General features: G+C 63.5%; 26 protein-coding genes. 15 read left to right on the top strand and 11 right to left on the bottom strand.

Annotated features, from left to right (window positions below; translation table 11 throughout):
- The first annotated feature begins 278 nt into the window (after positions 1–278).
- From cckA to ACFQ2F_RS11085, 4 genes are all read left to right on the top strand, one after another.
- Entirely contained in the window at positions 279–2,822 is a 2,544-nt protein-coding gene (cckA, locus tag ACFQ2F_RS11100) for a cell cycle histidine kinase CckA (RefSeq protein ID WP_379089826.1), read from the top strand.
- 119 nt (positions 2,823–2,941) lie between these two features.
- A complete protein-coding gene (locus tag ACFQ2F_RS11095) occupies positions 2,942–4,192 on the top strand; it encodes a sulfotransferase family protein (RefSeq protein ID WP_379089824.1) in 1,251 nt (416 codons plus the stop codon).
- 251 nt (positions 4,193–4,443) lie between these two features.
- Positions 4,444–4,692, top strand: coding sequence for a KTSC domain-containing protein (locus ACFQ2F_RS11090; RefSeq protein WP_379089822.1), 249 nt, complete (start codon positions 4,444–4,446; stop codon positions 4,690–4,692).
- Between the two features lie 147 nt (positions 4,693–4,839).
- Complete coding sequence (locus ACFQ2F_RS11085; RefSeq protein WP_379089820.1) at positions 4,840–5,046, top strand: KTSC domain-containing protein; 207 nt, start codon at positions 4,840–4,842, stop codon at positions 5,044–5,046.
- 11 nt (positions 5,047–5,057) lie between these two features.
- Here ACFQ2F_RS11085 and ACFQ2F_RS11080 read toward each other — a convergent pair whose 3' ends face one another.
- Positions 5,058–5,714, bottom strand: coding sequence for a cation transporter (locus ACFQ2F_RS11080; protein ID WP_379089818.1), 657 nt, complete (start codon positions 5,712–5,714; stop codon positions 5,058–5,060).
- 207 nt (positions 5,715–5,921) lie between these two features.
- Between ACFQ2F_RS11080 and recA the strand changes: the two genes are divergently transcribed.
- The 3 genes from recA to ACFQ2F_RS11065 all read left to right on the top strand — a co-directional run bounded on the left by recA (position 5,922) and on the right by ACFQ2F_RS11065 (position 11,265).
- On the top strand, positions 5,922–7,067 hold the full coding sequence (gene recA / locus ACFQ2F_RS11075) for a recombinase RecA (protein ID WP_379089816.1): 1,146 nt from the start codon (positions 5,922–5,924) through the stop codon (positions 7,065–7,067).
- Positions 7,068–7,346: 279 nt separating this feature from the next.
- Positions 7,347–10,055, top strand: coding sequence for an alanine--tRNA ligase (gene alaS, locus ACFQ2F_RS11070; RefSeq protein ID WP_379089814.1), 2,709 nt, complete (start codon positions 7,347–7,349; stop codon positions 10,053–10,055).
- Positions 10,056–10,071: 16 nt separating this feature from the next.
- Complete coding sequence (locus ACFQ2F_RS11065) at positions 10,072–11,265, top strand: cyclic nucleotide-gated ion channel (protein ID WP_379089812.1); 1,194 nt, start codon at positions 10,072–10,074, stop codon at positions 11,263–11,265.
- A gap of 28 nt (positions 11,266–11,293) precedes the next feature.
- On the opposite strand, the gene ACFQ2F_RS11060 is transcribed toward ACFQ2F_RS11065, so the two are convergent.
- Positions 11,294–12,514, bottom strand: a complete 1,221-nt coding sequence (locus tag ACFQ2F_RS11060) for an NADP-dependent isocitrate dehydrogenase (protein WP_379089810.1) — start codon at positions 12,512–12,514, stop codon at positions 11,294–11,296.
- A gap of 185 nt (positions 12,515–12,699) precedes the next feature.
- On the opposite strand from ACFQ2F_RS11060, the gene ACFQ2F_RS11055 reads away from it, so the two are divergent.
- From ACFQ2F_RS11055 to rpsD, 3 genes are all read left to right on the top strand, one after another.
- Positions 12,700–13,515: an RNA methyltransferase gene (locus ACFQ2F_RS11055; protein ID WP_379089808.1), complete on the top strand. Its 816-nt coding sequence runs from the start codon at positions 12,700–12,702 to the stop codon at positions 13,513–13,515.
- Positions 13,516–13,609: 94 nt separating this feature from the next.
- A complete protein-coding gene (locus tag ACFQ2F_RS11050) occupies positions 13,610–14,416 on the top strand; it encodes a hypothetical protein (protein WP_379089806.1) in 807 nt (268 codons plus the stop codon).
- 247 nt (positions 14,417–14,663) lie between these two features.
- Positions 14,664–15,281, top strand: coding sequence for a 30S ribosomal protein S4 (gene rpsD / locus ACFQ2F_RS11045; protein WP_379089804.1), 618 nt, complete (start codon positions 14,664–14,666; stop codon positions 15,279–15,281).
- Between the two features lie 134 nt (positions 15,282–15,415).
- On the opposite strand, the gene grxD is transcribed toward rpsD, so the two are convergent.
- The 6 genes from grxD to purC form a co-directional block, all read right to left on the bottom strand.
- The gene (grxD, locus tag ACFQ2F_RS11040; protein ID WP_379089802.1) at positions 15,416–15,769 is read right to left on the bottom strand and encodes a Grx4 family monothiol glutaredoxin; all 354 of its coding nucleotides are present in this window, start codon (positions 15,767–15,769) and stop codon (positions 15,416–15,418) included.
- A 14-nt stretch (positions 15,770–15,783) separates the two neighbouring features.
- Positions 15,784–16,017, bottom strand: a complete 234-nt coding sequence (locus tag ACFQ2F_RS11035; protein WP_379089800.1) for a BolA family protein — start codon at positions 16,015–16,017, stop codon at positions 15,784–15,786.
- A 30-nt stretch (positions 16,018–16,047) separates the two neighbouring features.
- Complete coding sequence (purL, locus tag ACFQ2F_RS11030; RefSeq protein ID WP_379089798.1) at positions 16,048–18,276, bottom strand: phosphoribosylformylglycinamidine synthase subunit PurL; 2,229 nt, start codon at positions 18,274–18,276, stop codon at positions 16,048–16,050.
- Entirely contained in the window at positions 18,273–18,962 is a 690-nt protein-coding gene (gene purQ, locus ACFQ2F_RS11025) for a phosphoribosylformylglycinamidine synthase subunit PurQ (RefSeq protein ID WP_379089797.1), read from the bottom strand. The genes purL and purQ overlap by 4 nt, the downstream gene beginning before the upstream one ends.
- Before the next feature lie 103 nt (positions 18,963–19,065).
- Positions 19,066–19,311, bottom strand: a complete 246-nt coding sequence (purS, locus tag ACFQ2F_RS11020; RefSeq protein ID WP_379089795.1) for a phosphoribosylformylglycinamidine synthase subunit PurS — start codon at positions 19,309–19,311, stop codon at positions 19,066–19,068.
- A 21-nt stretch (positions 19,312–19,332) separates the two neighbouring features.
- Complete coding sequence (gene purC, locus ACFQ2F_RS11015) at positions 19,333–20,106, bottom strand: phosphoribosylaminoimidazolesuccinocarboxamide synthase (RefSeq protein ID WP_379089793.1); 774 nt, start codon at positions 20,104–20,106, stop codon at positions 19,333–19,335.
- Between the two features lie 299 nt (positions 20,107–20,405).
- Between purC and ACFQ2F_RS11010 the strand changes: the two genes are divergently transcribed.
- The 4 genes from ACFQ2F_RS11010 (at position 20,406) to ACFQ2F_RS10995 (ending at position 23,082) form a co-directional block, all read left to right on the top strand.
- On the top strand, positions 20,406–20,729 hold the full coding sequence (locus ACFQ2F_RS11010; protein WP_379089791.1) for a DUF1476 domain-containing protein: 324 nt from the start codon (positions 20,406–20,408) through the stop codon (positions 20,727–20,729).
- A 49-nt stretch (positions 20,730–20,778) separates the two neighbouring features.
- Entirely contained in the window at positions 20,779–21,537 is a 759-nt protein-coding gene (locus ACFQ2F_RS11005) for an HpcH/HpaI aldolase family protein (protein WP_379089789.1), read from the top strand.
- A 157-nt stretch (positions 21,538–21,694) separates the two neighbouring features.
- Positions 21,695–22,204: an SH3 domain-containing protein gene (locus tag ACFQ2F_RS11000; RefSeq protein WP_379089787.1), complete on the top strand. Its 510-nt coding sequence runs from the start codon at positions 21,695–21,697 to the stop codon at positions 22,202–22,204.
- Positions 22,205–22,317: 113 nt separating this feature from the next.
- Positions 22,318–23,082: an SH3 domain-containing protein gene (locus ACFQ2F_RS10995; RefSeq protein ID WP_379089785.1), complete on the top strand. Its 765-nt coding sequence runs from the start codon at positions 22,318–22,320 to the stop codon at positions 23,080–23,082.
- A gap of 42 nt (positions 23,083–23,124) precedes the next feature.
- Here the strand turns inward: ACFQ2F_RS10995 and purB are convergent, their stop codons facing one another.
- Both purB and ACFQ2F_RS10985 read right to left on the bottom strand, forming a co-directional pair.
- A complete protein-coding gene (purB, locus tag ACFQ2F_RS10990; RefSeq protein ID WP_379089783.1) occupies positions 23,125–24,420 on the bottom strand; it encodes an adenylosuccinate lyase in 1,296 nt (431 codons plus the stop codon).
- Positions 24,421–24,586: 166 nt separating this feature from the next.
- The gene (locus ACFQ2F_RS10985) at positions 24,587–25,075 is read right to left on the bottom strand and encodes a hypothetical protein (RefSeq protein ID WP_379089781.1); all 489 of its coding nucleotides are present in this window, start codon (positions 25,073–25,075) and stop codon (positions 24,587–24,589) included.
- A 140-nt stretch (positions 25,076–25,215) separates the two neighbouring features.
- Between ACFQ2F_RS10985 and ACFQ2F_RS10980 the strand changes: the two genes are divergently transcribed.
- Entirely contained in the window at positions 25,216–25,434 is a 219-nt protein-coding gene (locus ACFQ2F_RS10980) for a hypothetical protein (RefSeq protein ID WP_379089779.1), read from the top strand.
- 48 nt (positions 25,435–25,482) lie between these two features.
- On the opposite strand, the gene ACFQ2F_RS10975 is transcribed toward ACFQ2F_RS10980, so the two are convergent.
- On the bottom strand, positions 25,483–26,718 hold the full coding sequence (locus ACFQ2F_RS10975; protein ID WP_379089777.1) for a branched-chain amino acid ABC transporter substrate-binding protein: 1,236 nt from the start codon (positions 26,716–26,718) through the stop codon (positions 25,483–25,485).
- Positions 26,719–26,766 lie beyond the last annotated feature (48 nt).

The raw sequence follows: 26,766 nt of genomic DNA, 5'->3' as shown, positions 1-26,766 counted from the left end.
AAAGGACCACAAGCCCCGAAGGAGCTGACCTGCGCCATCAGAAGGCGCGTCCGGGCCGTTGAGAGTCGCCTCGACCGGCGCATCTTTAGCAGAGGAATGCGCCTGAGTAGAGGATTATGACAACCGCCGGCGTCACCCACGGAAGACGGGCGATGCCCGACGGGGGTGAAACCGGTGGGAATTAGCGATATTCAAACGGTTTGAGACCACGGTCTCCGCCGCTGTCTCGGCATAATCTCGGGCTCGACTCGGGGCCGAATCGGATAGTTTTTCCATCCATGACCGACATTGGGGCGCCGATGCGCTATTCACAGCCTGTGACGGACCGGACCGAACGCGAGGGAAGCATCGGCCTTGTGGTGCTGTTGGCCCTCGGCCTTGCGGTGGCGGCCATCGGCCTGGCCATGGTGTCCCGCGAGATCGCCGAGCCCTTCGTGCTGGCCATTCTCGCAGGCCTTGCGGTGATCGGCGTGTTCTGCCTGTTCGCCGGCGCCGTCGGCATCCTCCATTTCGGCCAGCGCCAGGTGAAGAACGATATCGCCAAGGCGTTTCTCGACAATCTGCCCCAAGGCGCTCTGATCGCCGATCCCAATGGGCGGGTGCTTTACGCCAACGAGGCTTATCGCGATCTTTTGGGTCTGGATGAAACCGCCAGCGTGCCGACCCCGGACCGGGCCTTCGCCGGTAACGCCCATTTGGCCGAGACCATCTTCCGCCTCGCCCGCGCCGCTCAGCAGGGCCGCTCTCTCAAAGAAGAGTTCCGCCTGCCGCCCTTGGGCGAGGTGATGGAGGACGACACCATCGAGCCGCGCTGGTTCCGTATCTCCGTCCGGCCCATGCCCGGCAGCCCGGATGCCGAACGCCCGGCCGGCCTCGTGGTCTGGCAGCTCGACGAGATCACCGAGGAGCGCCAGAACCAGGAAGAGAGCTTCGAGAAAGTCCAGCAGGCCATCGCTTATTTGGATCATGCCCCTGCCGGCTTCTTCACCGCCGACGCTCAAGGCAATATCGAATATCTCAACGCGACCCTGGCCCAGTGGCTCGGCATCGACCTGTCCGAGGCCGCCACCAGCGAGTTGAAGCTCGACGGCATCATGTCCCGGGACGGGGCGGCGCTTCTGGCCGGCGCCGGACGCAATGCATCCCAGAGCACCACCCGGCGCTTCGATCTCGATCTGGTGAAGGCCGACGGCACCAGCTTGCCCGTTCGCATTCTTCACCGCTTGCCGCGCGGCGCCCACACGGGCTGGGCCCATGCGCTGGTGCTGAATCGGTCAGCCGGCGAAGCCGACGAGGCTGCTTCGGCCGAGCTCCGTTTCGCCAGGCTCTTCCAGTCCTCCCCCATCGCCATTGCGACCCTCGGCAAGGACGGCACCATCACAGCCAGCAACGCGGCTTTCATCACCCTGTTCGGCGAGCCCGACAAGGACGACGGGCCGGTGGCCATCGCGAGCCTCCTGGACGAGGAGAGCAGGGGGGCCTTCGACAAGACCCTGGAGCATGCGCTTGCGGGCCAGGGGCTGATCGAGCCCCTGGACTTCACCCTCGCCCATGACGAGGAGAAGAGCGGCCGTCTCTTCCTCAGCCCCATCGAACAGGTGGAAGGCGAGACGGATGCCGCGATCGCCTATGCCATCGACACCAGCCAGCAGCGGGTGCTGGAGCTGCAGATCGCCCAGAGCCAGAAGATGCAGGCCATCGGTCAGATGGCCGGCGGCATCGCCCACGACTTCAACAACATGCTGACGGCGATCATCGGCTTCTCCGACTTCCTGCTCCAGAACCACCGGCCCACCGACCCGGCGTTCAAGGACATCATGAACATCAAGCAGAACGCCAACCGGGCCGCCGGCCTGGTGCGGCAGCTGCTTGCCTTCTCCCGCCAGCAGACCCTGCGGCCCCAGGTGCTGCAGATCGGCGATCTTGTGTCCGAACTGTCCCAGCTTCTCGGCCGTCTGCTCGGCGAGAATGTCGAGCTGGAGCTCGATCAGGGCCGCGATCTTTGGCCCGTGAAAGCCGACCAGCATCAGCTTGAGCAGGTGATCATCAACCTGGCGGTCAACGCCCGCGACGCCATGCCCGGCGGCGGCAAGCTCACCATCCGCACCAGGAACATCTCCGAGCGCACCTCCCGCGAGATCGGCCAGCGTCATCTCGACCCCGGCGAGTATGTCGAGATCGAAGTCACCGACACCGGCGAGGGCATGCCGCCGGAGGTGATTCAGAAGATCTTCGATCCCTTCTTCTCCACCAAGGAGGTCGGCCGCGGCACCGGTCTCGGCCTCTCGACCGTCTACGGCATCGTCAAGCAGACAGGCGGCTTCATCTTCCCCGAAAGCGAGCCGGGGAAGGGCACCTCCATGCGGGTCTATCTGCCCCGCCACATCCCCGTTCACACCGAAAAGGTCGTGGAGGAGGAGAAGCCGGAGAAGCGCGAAACCAGGGATCTCACCGGGCGCGGCACCGTGCTCCTGGTGGAGGACGAGGATGCCGTGCGCAGCTTCGCCGCCCGCGCGCTTGCCCAGCGGGGCTACAACGTGCTGGAAGCCGGCACGGGCGCGGAGGCGCTGGAGGTCTTCAACGAACATGACGGCGAGGTCGATCTCGTGGTCTCCGACGTCGTCATGCCGGAGATGGACGGGCCGACGCTGCTGAAGGAGCTCCGCCGCGACCACCCGGACCTGCGCATCATCTTCATGTCCGGCTATGCGGAGGACGCCTTCAAGCGCAATCTGGACGAGGGCGAAGCCTTCATGTTCATTCAGAAGCCCTTCGACCTGAAGCAGCTCGCCGCCGCCGTGAAAGAGGCGCTCGAGGCTTAACCACCGGGCGTTGTCGTACCGCGGCGCAATCGCCTTAGGGGTTTTCTTGAGCAGCATTCCCGGCTAACACGCCTGAGCAAAATTTTCGCACCTCAGCCCGATTTTGGAGCCCCGCCAGCGTGCCCGACTACGAGAAGATTCCGGACGATCCCGAAAAGGCGGCCGTGAAGGCCGAGAAGCGCAAGCCGAAGCAGAAATTCCTCGGCATCCACCGCTATGGCGGGAAGCTTCTCTACATGTGGTACGGCATGCGCTTCTTCACGCTGATGAAGCTCTTCAACCGGGGCCGCTGGGACTTCACCACCAACTGCATTCCGGACGTGATCACCCTCGTCCTGTGGTGCCCCATCAACACGCCGCTCTATCTCCTGAGCGAGTTGATCTATCGCCGCCGCATCAAGAACGTGAAGCTCGACAAGGAGCCGGTCTTCGTCATCGGCCATTGGCGCACGGGTACCACCTTCCTGCACGACCTGCTGGCGTCGGACCCGAACACCGCATACCCGACCACCTATGAGTGCTTCTTCCCGCACCACTTCCTGATCACGGAGCGGACCCTGTCGCGGGTCATGCGGGCGTTGCTGCCCAAGAAGCGGCCCCAGGACGACGTGCCCGTCGGCTTCGACCGGCCCCAGGAGGAAGAGTTCGGCGTCATAATGCTGGGCCAGGGCAGCCCGCTGAACACCATGGCCTGGCCGCGCCACGGTCCCGTCGATAGCGACTATGTCGATTTCGAAGGCGTGCCGGAGAAGAAGCGCAAGCGCTGGTTCGACGCGTATATGTGGTTCTACAAGCGCCTCATGGTGCGCCATAACAAGCCGCTGGTCCTGAAATCGCCGGCGAACTCGGCGCGGGTGCGCTACCTGCTGGAGCATTTCCCCAACGGGCGCTTCATCTACATCACCCGCAACCCGCTCGACGTCTTCCCCTCCACGGTGAAGCTGTGGCGTGCGCTCTATTCGACGCAAGGGCTGCACAACCCGCCCTACGTCGACGGCTGGCTCGACGACTACGTCCTCGACATGATGCAGCGCCTGACCGAGCGCTATCAGAAGGACCGTCATCTGATCCCGGAGCAGAATCTCTATGAGATCCGCTACGAGGATCTGGTGAAGGATCCGGTCGGGCGCCTGCGCGAGATGTACGAGAAGCTCGGCATCGGCGACTTCTCCGAAGCGGAGCCCAAGATCCGCGCGCTGCTGGAAGCGCGGTCCGAGCACAAGACCTCCCAATACGAGCTGCCTGCCGATATCAAGGCGCGCATCCTGGAGCGCATGAAGCCTCACATGGAGCGTTACGGCTATCTCGACCAGCCGGGCCAAGCGACCGAGCAACAGCCCGTGACCGAAAGCGATGAACAGCCTGCGTGATTTGCTTGACGCGCTTATCGTCGCGGCGTCACAGTTCTGTCTTGAAGGCTGAAACGACTCGGGAAAACCTGCGCGCCAGCCTTCAACCGGCGTAGCCCGCCGGTTTGGGGGAGGGGTTTTCTCAGGCGATCCGGTCCGGCGTTTCCAAGTTTTGGTGTTCGCGTTCTTGACCTTTGGGGTCTCGGCCTTCGTGCCGTCGACCTTCGGCCTGGGCATTTGCCCTGACGGTGAGATGGGACAGGAGAGGTTTCATGCCTTACGTGAACTCTGGCAGCATCGTTTACGTCGAGCACGATGCGAAACGGTCCACCATGGACATCACCTTCCGTGATGTCGGGACCTTCAGCTTCCACGGCGTGAGCGAAGAAGTTTATCAGGCCTTCCTCGACGCGCCCTCCCAGGGGCGCTTCTACAACGACCATATCCGCCAGAATTTTCCGTCCACCTTTGCCGGCAATGTGGTGGAGCCGCTGCGGGGCATACCGGCCTTCGCCACCTAAAACCGGATTTGGTGAGCGGGCAGGGGGCCTTAGCAAGGAGCTTCCAAGAGGGCTTAAACGCGGCCCCCTCCGGGACCATATATCAGGCAGGCCGCGCATCCGTGGCCGCCCAAATTCTTGGGCTGTATGGTCTGGAGCTTTGAAGAGATGCCCTCAAGCGTCATCCGCACCTTCTTCTACGATTTCGACTCCCAACGTCTAACCGTGATCTTCCAGTCGGGGCGCCGCTACGTCTATGACGCGGTGCCCGAGATCGTTTATCGCGAGCTCGCCGCCGCACCCTCCACGGGGGCGTATTTCAACGAAAATATCCGGGACAACTATCAGTTCCGCCGGTTCGACCAGGCGGGCTAGGGCGGTCAGCGTCAGGTTGCCGGCTCTTCCTGCCCCGCAGCCTCTCGGCGCGCCGCGTCGTCGCCAGCCTCTTCAGAGCCAGCCTTGTCGTGGCGAATGTCGGAGATCGCGTGGCGGATCACCGTGTAGCTGCCATGCAGCGCCAGCCCCGCCATCACGCAGGCCACCGCGATATCCGGGAGCGATGAGCCTGTGCCGAACACGCCGGCCGCCGCAGCCAGCACCGCCAGATTGCTGTAGGCGTCGTTCCGCGAGCAGATCCACACCGACCGCATGTTGGAATCGCCCTCCCGGTAACGGTAGAGCAGGGCGGCGACACCCACATTGGCGGCGAGCGCCAGCACGGCGACCACACCCATGACCGGGGCATCAGGCACCACGCCGCTCACCCAATGCCAGACAGCCTGCCCGATCACCCAGATCCCGAAGGCCGCCATGGTGACGCCCTTCAGGAGCGCGGTCCGCGCCCGCCACTGAAGCGCCAGCCCGACCACCGCAAGGCTGATGGCGTAATTCGCCGCATCGCCCGCAAAGTCGATCCCGTCGGCCAGGAGCGAGACCGAGCCGGACAGCAGACCGGCGGTCAGCTCAACGACGAACATCGCCAGATTGACCGCGAGCGCGACCCACAGCACCGCGCGCCAGCGGGCCGTCTGGGCAGAATCCATTTCCGAGCAGCAGCAAGCCATGGGGGAAAGGTAAGGGCAGGGGGCGCGAGGACCAAGCGGGATAGGCAATCGGGCGGTAAGGTTAGTTTCGCAGAAGAACATCTTGCGAACATAGAACAAAGCGTGTACAGTCTCCGTCAATTCGAACGCAACCGCACTTATCCATTTACCCACGCCCGAATCGCGTGTGAAAAGGGGAGAAATCCGATGTCGAACGCTGCGCTGCGCCTCGTCGAGGGAGCTGAAATGGACAAACAAAAAGCGCTTGAGGCAGCGATTTCGCAGATCGAGCGGAATTGCGGCAAGGGCTCGGTCATGCGGCTGGGCGCCAACGAGAAGATCGTCGAGGTGGAGTCGATCCCGACCGGCTCTCTTGGCCTCGATATCGCGCTTGGAATCGGCGGTCTGCCCCGCGGCCGTGTCATAGAGATCTATGGGCCGGAATCCTCGGGCAAGACGACCTTGGCCCTGCATGTGATTGCCGAGGCTCAGAAGAAGGGCGGCATCTGCGGCTTCGTCGATGCCGAGCACGCCCTCGATACGGTCTACGCCAATAAGCTTGGGGTGAATCTGGAAGATCTTTTGATCTCCCAGCCCGACACAGGCGAGCAGGCGCTGGAGATCACCGATACTCTAGTGCGGTCCGGAGCGATCGACGTTTTGGTCGTCGATTCGGTCGCCGCGCTGACGCCCAAATCCGAGCTGGAAGGCGAAATGGGCGACATGCAGATGGGCAGCCAGGCCCGGCTCATGAGCCAGGCCCTGCGCAAGCTCACAGGCTCCATCTCCAAATCCCGCTGCATGGTGATCTTCATCAACCAGATCCGCATGAAGATCGGTGTGATGTTCGGCTCGCCCGAGACCACCACCGGCGGCAACGCCCTGAAGTTCTATTCTTCGGTCCGCCTCGATATCCGCCGCATCGGCGCCATCAAGGAGCGCGACGAGGTGGTCGGCAACCAGACCCGCGTCAAGGTGGTGAAGAACAAGGTCGCCCCGCCGTTCAAGCAGGTCGAGTTCGACATCATGTATGGCGAGGGCGTCTCCAAGACGGGCGAGCTCATCGATCTCGGCGTGAAGGCCGGCATCGTGGAGAAGTCCGGCTCGTGGTTCTCCGTCGATTCCGAACGGATCGGTCAGGGCCGTGAGAACGCCAAGACCTATCTGAAGGAAAATCCGAACGTTGCGGCGAAGATCGAAGCGGCGGTGCGCCAGAATGCCGGGCTCATCGCCGAGCGGATCTTCGACGACTCCATAGGCGCCGAAGAAGACGCCGAGGCCGCCGACGCGGAGGAGGGCGACGGCAAGGAGTCCGTGACCCCCATTGAGAGTAAGCGCAAAAGCCGGGCTTAAGAGCATTCGCGCGTAGAAGCGTGGTTCCGGCCGGAAAACACTCCGGCCCGTCCAACCGATCCCTGAGATTTAGGCAAACGCCGCTTCATATTGAGGCGGCGTTTGTCGTCTTCGCGGCTGGACAGCGTCTTTCTGCCATCATATGTCTCAGCCGGCGTTTCAGATTTGCGCTAACCTTTTGCGGATAAGGGTTTGCGGGGACGCCGCGCCCCCAAACATGCGCGCCAGCTTCGAGATTTTGATGCGATCTTTTATCGTCACCATTTTTGGAATTTGCCCGTGAGCGAAAGCACCGGCGTCAACGAGATCAGGACGGCCTTCCTGGAATATTTCGGCAAGCGCGATCACGAGATCGTGCCGTCGGCTCCACTCGTGCCCCATAACGATCCCACCTTGATGTTCGTCAATGCGGGCATGGTGCCGTTCAAGAACGTTTTCACCGGTGCGGAGAAGGCGCCGAGCCCCCGGGCGGTCTCATCCCAGAAATGCGTGCGCGCCGGTGGCAAGCACAACGATCTCGACAATGTGGGCTACACCGCCCGCCACCACACCTTCTTCGAGATGCTGGGGAATTTCTCCTTCGGCGACTACTTCAAGGAAGAGGCGATACCGCTCGCCTGGGAGCTGCTGACGAAAGGCTTCGGCCTGCCGCCGGAGAAGCTCCTCGTCACCGTCTACGGCGAGGATAAGGAAGCGGCGAAGATCTGGAAAAAGGTCACCGGTTTCCCCGACTCCAAGATCATCCCCATCTCGACCTCCGACAATTTCTGGTCCATGGGCGAGGTCGGCCCCTGCGGTCCGTGTTCGGAGATCTTCTACGATCACGGCGAGGGCATCCAAGGGGGGCCGCCGGGAAGCCCCGACGAAGACGGCGACCGTTTCGTGGAGATCTGGAACCTGGTCTTCATGCAGTTCGACCAGCAGGAGGACGGCAGCCGCAAAGACCTTCCGCGCCCCTCCATAGACACCGGCATGGGACTTGAGCGCATCGCCGCCGTCCTGCAAGGCACCCACGACAATTACGAAATCGATCTCTTCCGCCACCTCATCGAGGCGTCCGTCGAGCTGACGGGCAAGCCCGCGGAAGGCAAGGACCGGGCGAGCCACCGGATCATCGCCGATCATCTGCGCTCTGCGAGCTTCCTGATCGCCGATGGCGTGCTGCCCTCCAACGAAGGCCGGGGCTACGTGCTTCGCCGCATTATGCGCCGGGCCATGCGCCACGCCCACCTCTTGGGGGCCGAGGAGCCGCTGCTCTACCGCCTCTTCCCGGCGCTTGAGAAGGAGATGGGCCGGCCCTATCCGGAGCTGATCCGCGGCCAGGGCCTCATCACCGAGACCCTCAAGCTGGAAGAGACCCGTTTCCGGGAGACCCTCGATCGCGGCCTGAAGCTCCTCGACGAGGCAAGCGGCGACCTGAAACCTGGCGCAACGCTGCCCGGCGACGTCGCCTTCAAGCTTTACGACACTTACGGCTTTCCCTTCGACCTCACCGCCGACGCTCTCAAAGAGCGCGGCATCGGCGTCGATACGGAAGGCTTTGCCAAGGCCATGGAGCGCCAGCGCGCCGAAGCGCGCAAATCCTGGTCCGGCTCGGGCGAGTCTGCCACCGAGACCCTCTGGTTCGAGCTGACCGAAGAGCTCGGCGCGACCGAGTTCCTCGGCTACGAGAACGAGAGCGCATCCGGCGAGATCGTCGCTCTCATCAAGGACGGCAAGCGCGTCGAGACTCTGGAGCAGGGCGACCGCGGTTCCGTCATCCTCAACCAGACCCCGTTCTACGGTGAATCCGGCGGCCAGGTCGGCGACCGCGGCAGCATCTTCGCGCCCGGCACCTTGTTCGAGGTCGACGACACTCAGAAGAAGCTGGGCCGTCTCTTCGTCCATCAGGGCAAGCTGGAGAAGGGCAGCCTCAAGCTCGGCGACATGGTCGAGCTGGAGGTGGATCACGACTTCCGCGCCGGCTCCCGCGCCCATCACTCCGCGACCCATCTACTCCACGAGGCGCTCCGCCGCGTGCTCGGCACCCATGTCGCCCAGAAGGGCTCCCTGGTCGAGCCGGGCCGCCTTCGCTTCGACTTCTCTCATCAGAAGCCCATGACCCACGAGCAGATCGAAGAGGTCGAGGCGCTGGCCAACCGGATGATCCTCCAGAACAGCGCGGTGGAGACCCATCTCATGAGCCCCGACGAGGCCATCGAGAAGGGGGCGCTTGCGCTGTTCGGCGAGAAATACGGCGATGAGGTCCGCGTCGTCTCCATGGGCACCATCGACGACAGCGAGAAGGCGGATCACGCCTATTCCATCGAGCTGTGCGGCGGCACCCATGTGGGCCACACGGGCGAGATCGGCATTATGAAGATCGTCGCCGAAAGCGCCGTCGGCTCCGGCACGCGGCGCATCGAGGCGCTCACCGGCGAGCCCGCCCGCGACTATCTCAACGCCCAGGACGAGAAGGTCCGGGAAGCGGCCGAGCTCCTGAAAGTCGGTCCCGACGACGTCATCACCCGGATCGCCGCCCTGGTCGACGAGCGCCGCAAGCTGGAGCGGCAGCTGGCCGAGGCCAAGCGCGAGCTGGCGCTCGGCGGCGGCGGACAGGCGAACGGCGATGCCGATGCCATCCAGGATCTGGGCAATGTGAAGCTGCTCGCCCGCACAGCCCACGGCGTGCCGGCCAAGGAGCTGCGCGGCCTGGTCGATGAGGGCAAGAAGCGTATCGGTTCCGGAGTTGTCGCCATCGTCGGCGTCAGCGAGGACGGCAAAGCCTCTATCGTTGTGGGCGTCACTGAAGATCTCACGGGCGAGTTCAACGCCGTCGATCTCGCCAAGGCTGGGGCCTCAGTGCTCGGCGGCAAGGGCGGCGGCGGCCGTCCCGACATGGCTCAGGCCGGCGGCGCGGACGGTGCCAAGGCCGACGAGGCGCTTGCCGCGATCGCGGCGCAGCTTTCTGGCAGTGCCGCCTCGAACCTGGCCGAAACCACCGCGTGAGCTTTAGGATCTCCTGATGAGTAAAGAGACACCGTGGCGCCGTCTCCGCCGCGGCGTCCACGACATCTTGGAGGTCGGCTCCGATGCCCACCCGGCATCGTCCTTCGTCGATGCCTTCATCATCACTCTGATCGTGGCGAATGTCGCGGCCTTCGCCCTGGAGACGGTCGAGCCGCTCGGGACCGAGTACGCCGCCGCCTTCCGGCGGTTCAACACCTTCTCGGTGGCCGTCTTCACCGTGGAATATGTGCTCCGCATCTGGAGCGCCGTCGATATCCCGCTCTTCCGCAACGAGCCCCACTGGCGTGCGCGGCTGAAATTCGCCCGCCGCCCGATCATGATCATCGATCTGCTGGCGATCCTGCCCTTTTATCTCGGCAGCCTTCTGCCCATCGATCTCCGGGTGCTGCGCGTCCTGCGTCTGTTCAGGCTCTTGAAGCTGGTGCGCTACTCGCCGGCCCTGCAATCCCTGCAGCGGGTCTTCGCCACCGAATGGCGCGCTCTGGTCGGCGCCCTTCTTGTCATCCTCATCCTGCTCTTCTTCTGCTCCACCCTCATGTATTTCCTGGAGCGTGAGGCGCAGCCCGAGACGATGGGCAGCATCCCTCAGGCACTTTGGTGGGCCATGGCGACGCTGACCACCGTGGGCTATGGCGACGTCGTCCCCGTCACGCCCGCCGGCAAGGTGGTCGGCGCAGTCGTCATGCTGCTGGGCCTATGCGCGCTTGCGCTTCCCGTCGCCATCGTGGCCACCGGCTTCAGCCAGGAATCAGGCCGCCACGAATTCGTGATCACCTGGGGCAATGTCGCCCGGGTCCCGCTCTTCGAAACTCTGAAGGCCACGGAGATCGCCGAGATCTGCCGTGTTCTTCACGCGCGGCATTTCCCGCCCGGCGCGCCCATCGTCTCGGCGGGTGAGTCGGGCAGCGCCATGTACATCATCGAAAGCGGTGAGGTGCTGGCCGATTACGGCGACGACATCCGCGAGCCCCTAGGCCCCGGCGACTTCTTCGGCGAAAGGGCGCTGCTCGACCACCGGCGTCATAAGTCCGATGTGATCGCCGCCACCTCCTGCCGCATCTACGTGCTGGATTCAGTTTCCCTCGCCAAGCTCGGCCGGCGCCACCCGGAGGTGCTGCAGACCATCCGAAAGGTCGCCAGGGAGCGCCACCAGGAAGCCAAGGAGCGGGCAGCGGAAGAGGCGTCTTAAGACGCCGCTCCCGCCCAAAGGCCGCGCGCTAGCTGGCGTCCGCCATGGCGGCTTGCAGGTTCTCGTCGATCTTGTCGAGGAAGCCCGTGGTCGAGAGCCAGCCCTGCTGAGGCCCGACCAGAAGCGCCAGATCCTTGGTCATGAAGCCATCCTCGATCGTGTCCACCACGACCTTCTCCAGTGTCTCCGCGAAGGTGGCGAGCGCTTCGTTGTCGTCGAGCTTGGCCCGGTGCTTCAGGGCCCGGGTCCAGGCGAAGATAGAGGCGGTGGAGTTCGTCGAGGTTTCCAGCCCTTCCTGATGGCGGCGGAAATGGCGGGTCACCGTGCCGTGGGCGGCTTCCGTTTCCACCACCTTGCCGTCCGGCGTCATCAGCACCGAGGTCATCAGCCCCAGCGAGCCGAAGCCTTGCGCCACCGTGTCGGACTGCACGTCGCCGTCGTAGTTCTTGCAGGCCCAGACATAGCCCCCCGACCAGCGGAGCGCGCAGGCCACCATGTCGTCGATAAGCCGGTGTTCGTAGGTGAGCCCGCGCTTCTCGAACGCCTCCTTGAACTCGGCGTCGTAGACCTCCTGGAACAGATCCTTGAAGCGCCCGTCATAGGCTTTCAGGATCGTGTTCTTGGTGGAGAGGAAGACGGGATAGTTCCGGGCGAGCCCGTAATTCAGGGACGCGCGGGCGAAATCGCGGATCGATTCATCGAGATTGAACATGCCCATGGCGACGCCGCCGCCGGGGAAGTCGTAGATCTCCTTCTCGATCTTTTCGCCGTCCTCACCCACGAAGGAGATGGTGAGCTTGCCCGGTCCGGGCACCACGAAATCCGTCGCCCTGTAGATATCGCCGAATGCATGACGGCCGATCACGATGGGCTGAGTCCAGCCCGGCACCAGCCGCGGCACGTTCTGGCAGATGATCGGCTCCCGGAAGATCACCCCGCCCAGAATGTTGCGGATCGTCCCGTTGGGCGAGCGCCACATCTTCTTCAGGCCGAACTCCTCGACCCGGGCCTCGTCCGGCGTGATGGTGGCGCATTTTACGCCCACGCCCGTCGCCTTGATGGCTTCGGCCGCCTCGACCGTCACCTGGTCGTCCGTGGCGTCCCGGTTCTCGATGCTCAAATCGTAATATTTGAGCGGCACATCCACATAGGCGAGGATCAGCTTCTCTTTGATGAATTGCCAGATGACTCGTGTCATCTCGTCCCCATCAAGCTCGACGATGGGATTCTCGACTGGAATTTTTTTCAAGACGTGGTCTCCGAAGAGGTGAGGCGCTTGTAATTATCGGGGCGGCCGGTATGACCGCGTCGAAGACGGCAAGATCAATGTCGGCGAGATCAAATCTATAACATCAGGCAGCCGCGCCAAAAAGCGAGCTGCCCTGCGTCAAAGGGCGATGGCGGAAGATCGTCGCCCCTAGGGGAGGAGACAAGGTGAGCCGCGTATCGCGAGCGAGCACGAAGAAAAATGCAGCAGCGTCTGTCGTCGGTCCGGCGATCGTCCTGATTCGGCCCCAGCTTGGCGAGAACATCGGCTTTGCCGCGCGCGCCATGGCGAATTTCGGGCTGACCGATCTTCGTCTGGTAGCGCCCCGGGATGGCTGGCCCAACGAGAAGGCAAGCGCAGCCGCGGCCGGGGCCTACGCCACCGTCGATGCGGCCACCCTTTACGAGACGCCGGAAGAGGCCCTCGCTAAAACCAACTATGTGATCGCCACCACCGCCCGTCCGCGGGACATGGTGAAGCCCGTCATGACGCCGGAGACCGCGGCAGCCGAGCTGACCAAGCGCCAGCGGAGCGGTGAGCGTTGCGCCATTCTCTTCGGCCCGGAGCGCAGCGGCCTCGACAATGATGCCATCGGGCTTGCCGACGCGCTTGTCACCGCGCCGGTCAATCCGGCCTTCGCCTCCCTCAGCCTGCCGCAGACCGTGCTGCTGGTCGCCTATGAGTGGCAGAAGCAGTCAGGGCGGGCAGGTCTCGGCCGCTCCACCCAGTTCGATGGCCCGGCCCAGGAGGGCACACCCATGCAGAACACGCGGCCGGCGGAGCGCGAGGAGATCTTCGGCCTGTTCGATCACCTGGAGAGAGAGCTCGACGCCCATGGCTTCCTGCAGCCGGTGGAGAAGCGGCCGACCATGGTGCGCAATATCAGAAACATGTTTCACCGCATGCAGCTGACCGAGCAGGACGTCAGGACCTGGCGCGGAATCGTTTCGTCGCTGACCGGCGGAAAGCGCAGGAAACCTTGATTTACAACCAAGGTGTCATAGTTCCGCCCGCTTTCTCCTATTGCGATGGGGGTTAACAATGATAGCTTCCTGCACGGGAGGAAGAAGGCAGTTTATGGGTATGTTTTGGGTGCGTGCGAGCGCTGGCGCGTTCGCAGCTTTTGCGTTGATGTCCGGTTCGCCGGCCATGGCCGCCGATCAGGAGGCGGGCCAGATCATGGCCCAGCAGCTCACCGAGCGGACCCGGGAGCCCGAGCCCAGTAACGAGGGGTCGGAGGAGAAGCTCAGCGACAGCGCCGTGCGCGTCATGACGAGCTATGCCTGGTCCATCATGCCGAACCAGCTCGACGCAGGGAACGGCACGATGATCAGCATCGACAAGTCCGATCCCGCCAAGATCATCATTCCGGTGGACGATGCGCGGAACGTGATTCGCGCCGCCATGCGCTCCGCCTACGCCGAGATCTGCGATGTTCCGGAGCTCGGCCAGAAGAATTTCCGAACCATGATGGAGCAGGAGGAGGCCCGGAACGTCTGGACCCTGGAGCAGATGCAATTCATCAACACCCTGCATATGTTCTCCGTCTCCTACTTCACCGGCGACATGAAGATCACCGAGAAGAACGAGGACGGCACGCCGGCGGAAGGCGCCGCCTCCAACGCCACGGAAGGCGAGGATGCCTTCAATCCGAGCCGTCCGACCTGCACCCCGGAGAAAAAGGCGGCCGTGACCGAGGCCATCAACGAATATCTTCAGGAGGCCGAGGCGGCGAAGGCGGCAGGCGGCAACTCGTCGGCCGATGCCTCGCCGGTTCCGTCGGGTCAGGTTCCTTCGGGACAGGTGCCGTCAGGCGACGTGCCCATGACCCCGGAGGCCCCGGTGGCAGAGCCTGTGGCACCAAACAACGCCGGTGCCAATTGACACTTTCTCCGATTTGCGTGTAACAGAGCCCCAGCGAAAGCTGAGCTTGAGCGCGAGGCGCCCGTGACGACGGATCGGAAGGTCATTGTCGTCAGGGGCCTGTTTCCATTTCATCCAAGCCGCCGCCCCGAAATATAAGGCGAATGGCCGCAATTAGCGCATTCGGCTTCAGGGGAGAGGCGTCTTATTTGAAATGGAGACCAAGCGGGGCGCTCGCGATCGGCACTGACGAGCTTTGGAGTTTTCGATGACGAAACGCATTAATGCCAAGTACAAGATCGACCGTCGTCTTGGCGAGAATATCTGGGGACGTCCGAAGAGCCCCATCAACAAGCGGGAATACGGTCCTGGCGAGCACGGCCAGCGCCGCCGCCAGAAGCTGTCCGACTTCGGCATTCAGCTGCGCGCCAAGCAGAAGCTGAAGGGCTATTACGGCAACATCACCGAGAAGCAGTTCAAGGCGATCTATCACGAGGCCGCCCGCCTGAAGGGCGACACCGGCGAGCGTTTGGTCGGCCTTCTCGAATCGCGTCTCGATGCGCTTGTCTATCGCGCGAAGTTCGTGCCGACCGTTTTCGCCGCCCGCCAGTTCGTGTCCCATGGCCACGTCAAGGTGAACGGCAAGAAGGTCGACATCCCGAGCTATCGCTGCAAAGAGGGCGATGTGATCGAGGTGCGCGATCGCGCCAAGGATATCGGCATCGTGCTGGAAGCCGCTCAGAGCTCCGAGCGCGACGTGCCGGACTATCTCGATGTCGACCACAACAAGATGACGGCCAAGTATGTCCGGACCCCGGCGCTCACCGATGTGCCTTATCCGGTCATGATGGAGCCGAACCTGGTCATCGAGTACTACTCGCGCTAGAGGCGTTTCCCTCGAGCGCTGGAGGTTCTGCTTCCAGCGCCTTCTGGTCGAGATGCTTCAGGCGCGAAAAGGGGCGCGAGGAATTTCCTCAGCGCCCCTTTTTCTTTGCGCGACTTGTTTCGCGAAAGGCGGCTTTACGCCGTCAGCGTCTGATTGTTGTGGGAGATGCCCTTCGAGGTGAGCAGCTCCTGCAGCTCGTTGGCCTGGAACATCTCGCGGATGATGTCGGCCCCGCCGACGAACTCGCCCTTCACGTAGAGCTGCGGAATGGTCGGCCAGTTGCTGAAGGTCTTGATGCCTTCGCGCACGCTCATATCCTCCAGCACGTTGACGTCTTTGAAGTCCACGCCGAGGTGATTGAGGATATAGGCCGTCTGGGCTGAGAAGCCGCACTGGGGCATCTCCTTCGCGCCCTTCATGAAGAGCACGACGTCGTTCTCGGCCACCTGCCGCTTGATCCAATCCTGAACGTCTTGTTCGTCGCTCATCGCTGTCGTCCTTTCTATGCCGGCGTCTTCGTGTGCAAGGCGAGGGCATGCAGCTCGCCGCCCATCTTGCCCTGCAGCGCCGCGTAAACCATCTGGTGCTGCTGAACCCGGCTCTTGCCGCGGAAGGCCTCCGCCACGATCACCGCCTTATAGTGATCGCCGTCGCCGGCGAGATCCTCGATCTCGATTTCCGCATCCGGAAACTCCTGCCGGATCAGCGCTTCGATCTGACTGGCCTGCATGGCCATAAGCGTCGTCTCCTTAACAAGTCTGGCGCGCTATTGTTCGCGGCCGCCTTCCATGTAGTCCGGCAGCCACTGCTCATAAGTGGACCGTAAAGTCGCGAGCGGCAAGGGGGGCTCCTCGCCCAGGCTCAGGGAATCGCCGCCGACAACCCCGACCTTGAGGGCAGGGACCCCGGCATCGTTCGCGGCCGTCAGCAGGGCCTCGAGCGCGTCAGACGGCACGGAAACCACGTAGCGGCCCTGGTCCTCGCCGAACCAGAACCCGTGGGCCGGCACGCTGCCTGTGTCGGTGTCGAGGGCGACACCGCGTTTCCCGGAAAGCGCCATCTCGGCGATCGCCACCAGAAGACCCCCATCGGAAACATCGTGCACCGCCGTGACCTTCGAATCGCGGATCAGGCTGCGGACGAAGTCGCCGGCCTTGCGCTCCGCCTCCAGATCGACGGACGGGGGCGGTCCTTCCAGCTTGCCGCTGATCCATTCCTGGTAACGCGACTGATAGAGGTGTCCCTTCGTCTCGCCGAGAACGATGAGCGCGTCACCATCCTGAGACAGCCCCGCCCCGGCCATCTTCGCCACGTCGGGAATCAGCCCGACCCCACCGATGGCCGGCGTGGGCGGAATGGCGACGCCGTTGGTCTCGTTGTAGAGGGAGACATTGCCGGAGACGACGGGGAAGGAGAGCGCGGTGCAGGCCTCGCCCATGCCTTTCACGGCCGCCACGAACTCGCCCATGATCTCGGGCCGCTCGGGATTGCCGAAATTCATGCAATCGGTGATGGCCAGCGGAGCGGCGCCCACGGCGGTGAGGTTGCGCCAGCATTCGGCGACCGCCTGCTTGGCGCCCTCGAAGGCATCGCCCGCGCAGTAGCGGGGTGTCACATCGCAGGAGACCGCAATGCCTTTGTTCGTGCCGTGGACGCGCACCACGCCGGCATCGCCGCCGGGCCGTGCGACCGTGTCGGCCATCACCATGTGATCGTACTGTTCCCAGATCCAGCGCTTGGAGCAGAGATTGGGGGTGCCCATGAGCGCTTCCAGCGAGCTTAAGGGCCCGTCGGCCGCCGGGACCTCCTTCGGCGCCACCTGCGGCTCCTTGGGCACCCAGGGGCGCTCATAGATGGGGGCGCCGTCGGCAAGGGCCGAAAGGGGCAGGTCGGCCTCTGTGGCCCCCTGATGCTTGATCACGAAGCGGCCCGTGTCGGTCGTGACGCCGATCACCGCGAAGTCGAGCTCCCACTTCTTGAAGATCGCTTCGGCCTTCGGCTCTGCGCCGGGCTTCAGCACCATGAGCATGCGCTCCTGGCTTTCCGACAGCATCATCTCATAGGCCGTCATGGCCTCTTCCCGGCAGGGCACCTTGTCGAGATCGAGCTCGATCCCGACGCCGCCCTTATCGGCCATCTCAACGGAAGAGGAGGTGAGCCCTGCAGCACCCATGTCCTGGATACCGATGATGACGTCCTCCGCCATCAGCTCCAGGCAGGCTTCCAGCAGCAGCTTCTCCGTGAAGGGATCGCCCACCTGCACTGTGGGGCGCTTCTCGGCGGATGCGTCGTCGAACTCGGCCGACGCCATGGTCGCACCGTGAATGCCGTCGCGGCCCGTCTTGGAACCCACATAGACGACAGGGAGCCCGACGCCGCGCGCAGCGGATTTGAAGATGCGGTTGGCGTCCACCAGACCGACGCACATGGCATTGACCAGGATGTTGCCGTCATAGCGCGCATCGAAATTGGTCTCGCCGCCGATGGTCGGCACGCCCATGCAGTTGCCGTAATCGCCGATGCCGGACACGACGCCCGAGACGAGATGCCGGGTCTTCGCATGCTCCGGCGAACCGAAGCGCAGCGCGTTCATGTTCGCCACGGGCCGCGCGCCCATGGTGAAGACGTCGCGCATAATGCCGCCCACGCCCGTGGCAGCCCCCTGATAGGGCTCGATGTAAGACGGGTGGTTGTGGCTCTCCATCTTGAAGACGGCCGCATGGCCGTCGCCGAGATCGACCACGCCGGCATTTTCGCCCGGTCCCTGGATCACCTGAGGACCGTCCGTCGGCAGCGTCTTCAGCCAGATGCGCGAGGATTTGTAGGAGCAATGCTCCGACCACATCACCGAGACGATGCCGAGCTCGGTGAGGGAGGGCGTGCGCCCCAGCTCCTCACGGATGCGTGCATATTCGTCCGGCGAAAGCCCGTGCTCGGCGATCAGTTCTTGCGGAAGCTCATCTGGCGCATCCACCTTTTGCGTCGCGTCACTCAATGCAGCGCCTCCAGGAGCGAGCGGAAGATCTTCGCCCCATCCGTGCCGCCCAGCGCCGGCTCCGCCAGCCGCTCGGGGTGGGGCATCATGCCGAGCACGTTGCCGCGCTCGTTGTAGAGCCCGGCGATATTGTGCTGGGACCCGTTGGGGTTCGCATCGTCGTCCAGCGCACCGGTCTCCGAGACATAGCGGAACGCGACCAGCCCTTCGCCCTCGATGCGCGCCAGGGTCTCGTCATCGGCGAAGTAGTTGCCGTCCTTATGAGCGATGGGGATGGTGACGATCTCGCCGGCCTCGTAGCCGCGGGTATAGATCGTGTCGTTCCGCTCCACCTTCAGCCGCACATCCTTGCAGATGAAGCGGAGCGAGCGGTTGCGCATGAGGACGCCGGGCAGCAGCCCCGTCTCGGTCAGAACCTGAAAGCCGTTGCAGATGCCGAGCACCGGTGTGCCGGCCTTCGCCCGAGAGACCACTTCGCGCATCACCGGCGAATGGGCCGCCATGGCGCCGGAGCGCAGGTAATCGCCATAGGAGAAGCCGCCCGGCAGCACGATCAGATCGGCTTGGGGCAGCTCTGCATCGCCGTGCCAGACCATGGCCGGCGCTTCGCCGGTCACTTGGGTCAGAACGGTCTTGGCGTCGCGATCGCAGTTGGATCCGGGAAAGACGACGACAGCAGCTTTCATCTTTCAAAACTTCCGCGTGTCATCCCGGCGAAAGCCGGGATCCAGAAAGACTTCGGTACACGTGGCAGGATTCCGGCTTGCGCCGGAATGAGCTTGAACGGCCTCACGCCGCCTCGAGCTCGTAGGAATAGTTCTCGATCACCGTGTTGGCGAGCAGCTCCTCGCACATGCGCTCAACTTCCGCCTTGGCGCGGGTAGGATCGCTCTCGCCGATCTCGACCTCGATATATTTGCCCTGGCGGACGTCATCCACACCGCCGAAGCCAAGCGCATGGAGCGCGCCTTCGATCGCCTTGCCTTGCGGATCCAGAACCCCCGGCTTCAGGGTGATGGTGATGCGTGCCTTCATGCCTGCTTCCCCTCTAAGCCGCTACTGGGAGCGGACCAGCACGGGACCCGACTGGTTCGGCTGAGGGTTGTTCTCCACATGCAGGCCCAGCCGGCGTGCCACCTCCTGATAGGCCTCCACGAGACCGCCGAGATCGCGGCGGAAGCGGTCCTTGTCCAGCTTCTCCTGGCTCTCGATGTCCCACAGCCGGCAGCAATCGGGCGAAATCTCATCGGCGAGAACGATCCGCATGGTGTCGTTCTCCCACAGCCGGCCGAACTCGCATTTGAAGTCCACCAGCTTGATGCCGATGCCCAGGAACAGCCCGCAGAGGAAGTCGTTGGCGCGGAGCGCGACCGACATCATGTCGTCGATCTCCTGAGGCACCGCCCAGTTGAACGCCGTGATGTGCTCTTCGGTCACCATGGGATCGCCGAGCTCGTCGGACTTGTAATAGAATTCCACGATGGAGCGGGGCAGGGGTGTGCCTTCCTCCATGCCGAGCCGTTTGGCGATGGAGCCGGCCGCCACGTTGCGGACCACCACCTCCACGGGGATGATCTCGACCTCGCGCACGAGCTGCTCGCGCATGTTCATGCGCTTGATGAAATGGGTCGGCACGCCGATCTCGCCGAGACGCTGAAACAGGTACTCGGAGATCCGGTTGTTCAGCACGCCCTTGCCTTCGATCTTGTCGTGCTTCTGATTGTTGAAGGCGGTGGCGTCGTCCTTGAAATGCTGAATGAGCGTGCCCGGCTCAGGACCTTCATAGAGGATCTTGGCCTTGCCTTCGTAGATGCGCCGTCGGCGGTTCATGCTGTCATCCTTTCCAGCCGGAGTCTTTCCAGCAAAAAGCAAAAAAGCGCGGGGCGAACCAAGGAGCCGCGCGCTTGAGCCAATTGCCATGGTCGGAATCGCCTAGCGAAATTGTCGCTTGGAGCTTATCCGATGGCAAATCCTCACACAACGACTTGCCCCGCGACGGATTTGCGGTCCCTTTGTTGATTTAGGGACGCCGGAAGGCTATGTCTCCCCCGCAAATTTTTGCGGGATTTCCGGTACGTTTGACGGCGGCACATACGAAAAACCGCCATTTTGGAGGGGATTGCGGCGCAATGGCCAGCTTTGACGATCGCGAAAAGAGCTTCGAGAAGAAATTCGCTCATGACGAGGAGCTGAAATTCAAGGCGACGGCGCGCCGGAACAAGCTGCTCGGCCTGTGGGCGGCCGAGAAGATGGGCCTCGCCGGCGACGATGCGCAGAATTATGCCCGCGAGGTCGTGAAGGCCGATTTCGACGAGCCGGGCGAGGAGGACGTGTTCCGCAAGGTTCGCGGCGACTTCGACGCCAAAAATATCGATCAGTCCGACCATCAGATTCGTCGCCAGATGGCGGATCTCCTGGCCGAGGCTGTGAACCAGATCGAGAACGAGAGCTAATGCTCTCCGCCGGCCGATTCGCTATTCGGCCGGCCCCGAGACAGGAATCATGAGCGAGGACCGGTTCAGAGAGGCCGCGAAGGCCGGGCGCACGCTCTACGACGCCTGGCTCACCCTCAACTCTCCCTTTGCCGTCGAGCTGATCGCCAAGGCCGGCTGGGATTGCGTCACCATCGACCAGCAGCATGGCCTCGGCGGCCATTCGGATCTCGTCGCCTGCCTCACGGCGGCGCGGGCGGCACACCTGCCGGCCCTGGTCCGCATCGCGGATAACGACATGGCGCTGATCGGCCGGGCGTTGGATGCTGGCGCCCAAGGGGTCATCTGCCCCCTGATCGATTCGGCGGAAGACGCCTCCCGCTTCATCCGCGCTGTGAAATACCCGCCCCATGGCATCCGAAGCTGGGGCCCGTATCGCGCCCGGCTGGAATTCGAAGGCGACTATTTCTCCGCCGCCAATGGCTGGACCATCGCCTGTGCTCAGATCGAAACCGCCGGCGCCATGGACAATCTGGACGAGATCCTAGCCCTCGATGGGCTGGATATGATCTGTCTCGGCCCCAACGATCTTTCCGTGGCCCTCACGGGCACGCTGAACATCCGGGCGCCGGAAGTCGCAGAGGCCATGACTCAAGTTCTGAGGAAGGCCAAGGAGCGCGGTGTTATCGCTCTGATTTTCGCTAACGATATCGATTTCGCCCGCCCCGCCATCGAAGCGGGATGGGATGTGGTCGCCATCGGGTCCGACGCTTCCTGGCTCGCCAAGACGGCCGCCGAGATCCGGCGCTCGATCGACGACGCCCCGTGAAGCGTGCCCGGGAAAGCGTCTAATGGCCGCTAGGCGTGAGGGGCCATTCCGGTGCATCATGGCGCGAACGAGAGGAAACAGAATCGCGGACCGGTCTCAGCGCGTGCCGAACGAAGCGCTTATGGAGTTCGCGGCAGGGAAAAGCAGGAGTAGGTCGATGCGGAGCAAGACAGCCTGGAGCGTGAGTAAGCTTGCGCGGAGTTTCGCCGTCCTTGCCGTCGCGGCCGTTGCTGGGCTCTTCGCCTCATCCGCCGACGCAGGTCAGGCCCACACCACCGCCGATCTCAACCTGCGCACCGGACCGGGCACCCAGTATCAGATCATCGCGACGATGCCGGCCGGCAGCCGCATCGATATCGGCGACTGCGCCGACAATTGGTGCGCCGTCGAGTGGCGCGGCCAGGACGGCTTCGCCAGCATGGTGGGGCTTGCCGGCGGCCAGGCAGGGCCGGTGCCGGAGGTGATCGTGATCGATCCGCCATATCCCTATCGGGCCGGTCACTACCGCTCCACGAATGTCTACCGCGAACTCCCGCCTTACGCGGCCGTGCCGCCGCGCTTTTACCCGCGCCGCTACATTCTGAGCCCGCGGGAGCGCAACCGCTATCGCTACCGGCCCCATATCTTCGGCTCCGCAGGCGATGCGGAGGCCGGCTACGTCAAGTAGCACCTCGGCAAGTGGCGCATTGGCGCCTCTGCCTTAATTCGTTTGAAATCAAGCGTTAGGCCGTCCACATGAAACGTCCGAACCAGCCGAGGTCGGGCGGGAGGACAGAAGTCATGCGAGCAATCGCAACATTTTGCCTGGCCGCCATCGCTTTGATCGCGATGTCAGGCGCAGCATCCGCCGCGCCGGCCCTGGTCACGACCAATCTCAATGTCCGCGCAGCACCCACCACCGGATCGCCGATCATCGGCAGCCTTCCGGGCGGCACCACGGTGGATGCCCTCAACTGCAATTTCGGCTGGTGCGAAGCGGCCGGTGGCTATGTCGCCGAGATGTATCTCGACTTCGACGCAGTGGGATACGGCTACAGTTCGCCGGGCTATAACGACTATCCCAGCTACGATTACGGCTACGTGCCCTACGACCCGTACCCGCTGGTCCAGCCTTACCCGCGCTACCGCTATTACGATCGCTATGACCGCTACGACAGGTATCGTGACCGCGACTGGGACTACGGCCACCGTCATTATGACCGTGATCGCTACGATCATTATGACCGGGACCGCTATGACCGCGACCGGTATCGCAGCGGGAGCCATCGCGACTACGATCGTGACCGGCATCGTAGCGGCGGCTACGACCGCGACCGTCACAAATCGTCGGGCAACAAGTCTTCGAACAAGAAGCCCGCGGCGAAAAAATCGACGAACAAGAAACCGGCTCAGAAGAATCAGAAGAAGGGCACAACGCCTGAGGCCCTTAGGGGCAGGGCGGCGGCTGAGGGGCGGGCAAAGCCGCCCAAGCCTGCTCATGGCCAGGCTGGCACGGGGAAGCGCGACGGAAACCGTCCTATCCCCGGCTTTCAGCCAGCCCGCTAAGTGGCCGCTTGAAGAGCCGGATCGGTTCGGGGCGTAGGCGCTTTACGCTCCGAACACTCGCTCGAAGATCGTGTCGACATGCTTGGTGTGATAGCCGAGATCGAACTGGGCGCGGAGCTGCTCTTCGGACAGCGCGCCCGTCACTTCCGGGTCGGCCAAAAGCTCGGTCAGGAAATCGGCGTCGCCTTCCCAGACCTTCATGGCGTTCCGCTGCACCAGCCGGTAGGCATCCTCTCGCGACACGCCGGCATTGGTCAGCGCCAGCAGCACCCGCTGGGAATGGATGAGCCCGCCGAGCTTGTCCAGATTGGCCTGCATCCGCTCAGGATAGACCACGAGCCCCTCGATCACGCCGGTCAGGCGGTGGAGCGCAAAGTCCAGCGCGATGGTGGCGTCCGGCCCGATAACCCGTTCCACGGAGGAGTGGGAGATATCCCGCTCATGCCACAGCGCGACGTTCTCCAATGCCGGCATGGCGTAGCCACGCACCAGGCGGGCGATGCCGGTCAGGTTCTCCGACAGCACCGGATTGCGCTTATGCGGCATGGCCGATGAGCCCTTTTGGCCGGAGCCGAACCGCTCCTCGGCCTCCAGCACCTCGGTGCGCTGCAGGTGGCGGATCTCCGTGGCGACCCGCTCCAACGAGCCGGCGATCACGGCGAGCGTTGCGAAGAACGCCGCATGGCGGTCCCGCGGAATGATCTGGGTGGAGATCGGTTCGGGCTTCAGGCCCAGATGCTTGGCCACAGCCTCCTCGATCCGCGGATCGGGATGGGCGAAGGTGCCGACCGCGCCGGAGATGGCGCAGGTCGCGACCTCTTCCCGGGCGGCTTCCAGCCGCTGCTTGTTGCGGTCGAACTCGGCATAGGCGAAGGCCAGCTTCAGCCCGAAGGTCGTCGGCTCCGCATGGATGCCGTGGCTGCGCCCGACGGTGACCGTATCCTTATGCTCGTAGGCGCGCTTCTTCAGCGCTTCCAGCAGCTTTTCGAGATCGGCGAGCAGAATGTCCGCCGCCTGCACGAGCTGCAGGTTCAGGCAGGTGTCGAGCACGTCAGACGAGGTCATGCCCTGGTGCAGGAAGCGCGCCTCCGGCCCCACATGCTCCGATACCGAGGTGAGGAAGGCGATCACGTCGTGCTTCACCTCCGCCTCGATCTCGTCGATCCGCTCGATGTCGAAATCGCCCTTCGCCCGGACGGCCTCCGCCGCCTCCTTGGGGATGAGCCCGAGATCCGCCATGGCCTCTGCGGCGGCGGTCTCGATTTCGAGCCAGATTTTGAACCGGTTCTCCGGTTCCCAGATGCGCGTCATGTCCGGACGGCTGTAGCGAGGGATCATATGAAGACCTGAATGAAGGCGAGGGGCTTAAGGCCGCCTCTGTCGCGTGAAATTCGAGCCTTCGTCTAGCAGAGCGGCGCCAAAGCCTCAATTCGGCTGACGCGCAATCAACAGGCGCTCGGCCGGCCGCAACGTCGCGCTTCGGGAATTGAGCGCGACAGACGGCCTAGACGGTCTCGCGCTCCCGGGGCCCGAAGATCGCGATATAGAGCCCGGCGCCGATCAGCAGCATCACATAGGCGGGCAGGGACGGGCCGATCATGAACAGCACGAAGGAATAGAAGTCGTTGATGGAGGCGAAATAGAGCCCCGCGAACGACCAGTCCTGCTGGTTCGGATAGGTGACATGGGTCCAGATCACCCGCAGCAGCCCGCCAAAGCTGAAGAAGGCGAGCGCGAAGATAAAAAGCGCAAAGACGAAGCGGACGATGAAGCCGCGCATGGCGGCGAAGCGCTGAGCCCACCAGGTGAGCAGGGCGGCGAGCGCGCCGGAGAAGCCCGCGATCCGCAACGTCATCTGGGTGGTCTCGCTCATGACGTTCTGGGACTGCAGATAGTCGCCCACCAGAATCGCCTGCATGGAGATGCCCATCACCATGGCGAACAGCAGTGCCAGGATGAAGCCGATGATCGTGTTGATTGTGATGCTGCCCATGCCTCTCGCCCCCGCGCGTCAGCCCTGCCGCGACTATGCAAGCGATTGGCCATGGCCGCAATCCCGCTTGCGCGCATCTGCTTGCTCAAACGGCTGCTTTATGCTCCGATCCGGCCAATTGTGAAGGAGGCTCGACGCATATGGCATTCGACGATCTGCAGGCGGAAATCGCTATGCTCATCAATCAGATGGAAGAGCAGCCGGAAGACCGGCACGAGCTCTACGAGCAGGTTCGCGAACGCCTGAACGAAATGCGCGCCTATGGCATGCCGTTGCCCCAGGATCTCGTCGATCTCGAGAAGGCTTTGGAGGCTGAGTTCATAGCCACCAAGGAAGCGGCGCCTCCCAAGAAGAGCTAGGCGAAAGCCTCGCCCCTTCGGCTTCGAAAGGGCGAGTTCTCTGCCGGCTTATTCCGTCGGATCGTTCTCCTCGCCGCCCGGCCTCTCGGCTTCGACGGGGTGCACCTCCGGCGTTTTGTCTTCCGTCTCACCATCCGTGACGACCGCTTCGCCGCTCTTGGTGTCGATCTCGGCGTATTTGCCGTCCTTCCAGCGATAGACCGCGTAGGGCGGCAGGTTTGGATCGCCCTTCTCGTTGAAGCGGAACTTGCCGATCACCGTGTCGAACGCGTTGTTGTTCAGCGCTTCCGTCACCTCGATGGAGGAGGTGGTGCCGGCTTTCTCGGCTGCTTCCGCCCAGGCCTGGATGGCGGCGTAGGTGTAGAGCACGTAGCCTTCAGGCTCGACGCCCTTGGCCTCGAACCGCTCCACCACATCCTTCGCCGCGGGGTTGTTGCGCGGATCGGGGGAGAAGGTCATCAGCGTGCCTTCGCCCGCATCGCCCGTGATGGACCAGTATTCCTGGCTGACTAGCGCATCGCCGCCCATCATCACCGTATCGAGACCCTGATCGCGCATCTGGCGCGTGATGAGGCCAGCTTCGGTGTGATAGCCGCCGAGGAAGATGAGATCGATATTGTTGCGCTTCAGCTTGGAGACGAGCGCCGAATAATCCTTCTCGTTGGCGGTGATCGCCTCGTAGAGCTTCTCCTCCAGCCCCGCCTCGTTCATGGCCTTCTTGGTCTGGTCGGCGAGACCCTTCCCGTAGGCGGTCTTGTCGTGGACGATGGCGATGTTCTTGCCGGCGAAATGGTCGGCGATGTAGTTCCCGGCCACGGCGCCTTGCTGATCGTCACGGCCACAAACCCGGTAGATATTCGGACCCGCCCGGTCGTCGGTGAGGGTGGGGTTGGTGGAGGCAGGCGAGATCATCACGAGATCCGCATCGCCGTAGATCTGGGCGGCCGGGATCGAAGAGCCGGAACAGAAATGCCCCACCACCAGGGGCACCCGGGCGCCAACCATCTGGCCGGCCACGGCCACCGCCTGCTTCGGATCGCAGGCATCGTCGCCATAATCCACTTCGAGCTGCTTGCCGAGAACGCCGCCGGCCTTGTTGATATCGGCGACCGCGAGATCCGCGCCCTGCTTCATCTGCTCGCCGAAGGAGGCGTATTGCAGGGTCAGCGGCCCCACCACACCGATGGTGGTGACATCCTCGTCCGAGCCGTCTCCGCAGCCCGCCAAACCTGCCAGAACGGCGAACGTGGCCGCTAATGCAGTGACGCTCCAAAACTTACCCATGTCATCCCTCCAAGCTTCTCCGGCCAACGGGCTTTTCGGCCAGTTGCG

The organism is Methyloligella solikamskensis (assembly GCF_042676065.1).
In the GTDB taxonomy this organism is placed as follows: Bacteria; Pseudomonadota; Alphaproteobacteria; order Rhizobiales; family Methyloligellaceae; genus Methyloligella; species Methyloligella solikamskensis.
This window is presented reverse-complemented; position numbering and strand designations above follow the sequence as displayed.

Bases quoted from the DNA above. Each gene is read 5' to 3' on its own strand.
- cckA (WP_379089826.1), top strand. From the start codon at position 279: ATGACCGACATTGGGGCGCCGATGCGCTATTCACAGCCTGTGACGGAC.
- ACFQ2F_RS11090 (WP_379089822.1), top strand. From the start codon at position 4,444: ATGCCTTACGTGAACTCTGGCAGCATCGTTTACGTCGAGCACGATGCG.
- ACFQ2F_RS11085 (WP_379089820.1), top strand. From the start codon at position 4,840: ATGCCCTCAAGCGTCATCCGCACCTTCTTCTACGATTTCGACTCCCAA.
- ACFQ2F_RS11080 (WP_379089818.1), bottom strand. From the start codon at position 5,714: ATGGATTCTGCCCAGACGGCCCGCTGGCGCGCGGTGCTGTGGGTCGCG.
- recA (WP_379089816.1), top strand. From the start codon at position 5,922: ATGTCGAACGCTGCGCTGCGCCTCGTCGAGGGAGCTGAAATGGACAAA.
- ACFQ2F_RS11065 (WP_379089812.1), top strand. From the start codon at position 10,072: ATGAGTAAAGAGACACCGTGGCGCCGTCTCCGCCGCGGCGTCCACGAC.
- ACFQ2F_RS11050 (WP_379089806.1), top strand. From the start codon at position 13,610: ATGGGTATGTTTTGGGTGCGTGCGAGCGCTGGCGCGTTCGCAGCTTTT.
- rpsD (WP_379089804.1), top strand. From the start codon at position 14,664: ATGACGAAACGCATTAATGCCAAGTACAAGATCGACCGTCGTCTTGGC.
- grxD (WP_379089802.1), bottom strand. From the start codon at position 15,769: ATGAGCGACGAACAAGACGTTCAGGATTGGATCAAGCGGCAGGTGGCC.
- ACFQ2F_RS11035 (WP_379089800.1), bottom strand. From the start codon at position 16,017: ATGGCCATGCAGGCCAGTCAGATCGAAGCGCTGATCCGGCAGGAGTTT.
- purQ (WP_379089797.1), bottom strand. From the start codon at position 18,962: ATGAAAGCTGCTGTCGTCGTCTTTCCCGGATCCAACTGCGATCGCGAC.
- purS (WP_379089795.1), bottom strand. From the start codon at position 19,311: ATGAAGGCACGCATCACCATCACCCTGAAGCCGGGGGTTCTGGATCCG.
- purC (WP_379089793.1), bottom strand. From the start codon at position 20,106: ATGAACCGCCGACGGCGCATCTACGAAGGCAAGGCCAAGATCCTCTAT.
- ACFQ2F_RS11010 (WP_379089791.1), top strand. From the start codon at position 20,406: ATGGCCAGCTTTGACGATCGCGAAAAGAGCTTCGAGAAGAAATTCGCT.
- ACFQ2F_RS11005 (WP_379089789.1), top strand. From the start codon at position 20,779: ATGAGCGAGGACCGGTTCAGAGAGGCCGCGAAGGCCGGGCGCACGCTC.
- ACFQ2F_RS11000 (WP_379089787.1), top strand. From the start codon at position 21,695: ATGCGGAGCAAGACAGCCTGGAGCGTGAGTAAGCTTGCGCGGAGTTTC.
- ACFQ2F_RS10995 (WP_379089785.1), top strand. From the start codon at position 22,318: ATGCGAGCAATCGCAACATTTTGCCTGGCCGCCATCGCTTTGATCGCG.
- purB (WP_379089783.1), bottom strand. From the start codon at position 24,420: ATGATCCCTCGCTACAGCCGTCCGGACATGACGCGCATCTGGGAACCG.
- ACFQ2F_RS10985 (WP_379089781.1), bottom strand. From the start codon at position 25,075: ATGGGCAGCATCACAATCAACACGATCATCGGCTTCATCCTGGCACTG.
- ACFQ2F_RS10980 (WP_379089779.1), top strand. From the start codon at position 25,216: ATGGCATTCGACGATCTGCAGGCGGAAATCGCTATGCTCATCAATCAG.
- ACFQ2F_RS10975 (WP_379089777.1), bottom strand. From the start codon at position 26,718: ATGGGTAAGTTTTGGAGCGTCACTGCATTAGCGGCCACGTTCGCCGTT.